A 1,741-nucleotide genomic window follows, 5' to 3' on the forward strand; every position below is an offset into this window, starting at 1 on the left:
AACGCCACTGCGACCGCCGAGGACCTCCGGACCGCGGGCAGGCGAGACCTCGCCAGACCGCATCGCGGCCTACCAGGCGGCGCTCACCGACGACCGCCGCCGCGCGCTCGAAGCCGACCTCCACGACGGCGACCTGCGCGGCGTCTGGTCGACGAGCGCGCTGGAACTCGGCGTCGACGTCGGCGGCCTCGACGCCGTTCTCCTCGACGGCTATCCCGGCACACAGATGAACACATTCCAGCGCGCGGGCCGCGCCGGCCGCGGCACGGACCCCGCTGCCGTCGTGCTGGTCGCGGGCGAAGACCAGCTCGACCAGTACGTGATGACCCACCCGGACGCGCTGTTCGACGGCGACCCCGAGGACGCAATCGTGGACCCCGCGAACGAACACCTGCTCGACCCGCACATCGCGTCGGCCGCCCGCGAGAACTGGCTGGCGCCGGATGACGACGTGTACTTCCCGCGGTTCAAGGACCGCGTCGGAACACTCGAACGCCGGGGCGTGCTCGAGCGCCGCAGCACCCCGCACGGGATGCGGTGGACGTACGCGGGCGACGATAGCCCGCAACACGAGATGAGCCTGCGGTCGATCGACGACCGCGAGGTCCAGTTGCTCGACCCCGCCGGCGACACCATCGCGTCCCTGGAGTTCTCGGACGCGCTCCGGGACGCCCACCCGGGCGCGATCTACCACCAGCAGGGCCAGCGCTACGAAGTCACGGACCTCGACCTCGACGCCTGCGTCGCGGAACTCTCGCCGACGTGGGCCGACCACTACACGCGCGTGCTCACGGACAAGGACATGGACGTCCGGGAAGACCGCGAAACTCACGCGCCGCTCGCTCGCGACGACGTCCCGGTTACGTTCGCTGATGTCACGCTCACCGAGCAGGTCACTGGCTACGAGCGCCGCGACGCGAAACGCGGCGAGACCCTCGGGACGATGCCCGTCGACCTCCCGCCCCAGACCCTCGAAACGAAAGCGCTCTACTACACGGTGCCGCCGGACGTGGAAACTGCGCTGCGGGACGCCGGCGACCTCCCGGGCGCGATTCACGCCGCCGAGCACGCGATGATCTCGATGTTCCCGACGGAGTTGCTCTGCGACCGCGGCGACATCGGCGGTCTCTCCACTCCGGTCCACCTCCACACCGGCCGTCCCACGATTTTCATCTACGACGGCTACCCGGGCGGCGTCGGCCTCGCTCGCGCGGGCTTCGACTCGATCACTGCCCTCGCCGAGCGCACGCTGTCGATGCTCGAGGCCTGCGACTGCGAGGACGGCTGTCCGGCCTGCGTGCAGTCCCCGCAGTGCGGAAACGCCAACGACCCGCTGGACAAGGACCTCGCGATCGACCTGCTGGCCGCGCTCACCGGAGCGTGAACGCTGCGGGCGACGCGTCCAGCGTGCGCAGCGAGTGGTACCGGAAGAACGACACGACGGGGACGCTCACCGCGGCGAGAGCCACGAGTCCGACGACGGCCGCGAGGCCTGCTGCGACGAACGCCACGGCCGTGAACGCGCCGGCGAAGAAAAGCAACCCGAGCGGCACCGCCAGCACGGCGCCCGCGAGGCCGAACACGAACCCCGCGCCGACCAGCAGGACGAGTTTCAGGAGCACGTAGACGCCGAACTGCTGCCACTCCGCGCGGAGCGTCGGGTAGAACCGCCGCCAGCCGTCGAGCACGCCGCCGCCGTGTTCGGCCATCAGCGGCACGACGAACGCCGTGGTGAACTCCA

Annotated in this window: 1 protein-coding gene and 1 pseudogene; one reads left to right on the plus strand and one right to left on the minus strand. The window is 70.7% G+C overall.

All coding sequences use genetic code 11. The annotated features are described in order from the left end of the window. Positions 1-1,384: pseudogene (locus GRX66_RS18725) on the plus strand (DEAD/DEAH box helicase); the annotation flags it as partial. Here the strand turns inward: GRX66_RS18725 and GRX66_RS18730 are convergent. Further along, positions 1,371-1,741 (minus strand): DUF7544 domain-containing protein (locus GRX66_RS18730; protein ID WP_449271481.1); only part of this gene is annotated, 371 nt, incomplete at its 5' end. The pseudogene GRX66_RS18725 and the gene GRX66_RS18730 overlap by 14 nt on opposite strands.

It is taken from the genome of Halobacterium bonnevillei (assembly GCF_009831555.1).
Lineage (GTDB): Archaea > Halobacteriota > Halobacteria > Halobacteriales > Halobacteriaceae > Halobacterium > Halobacterium bonnevillei.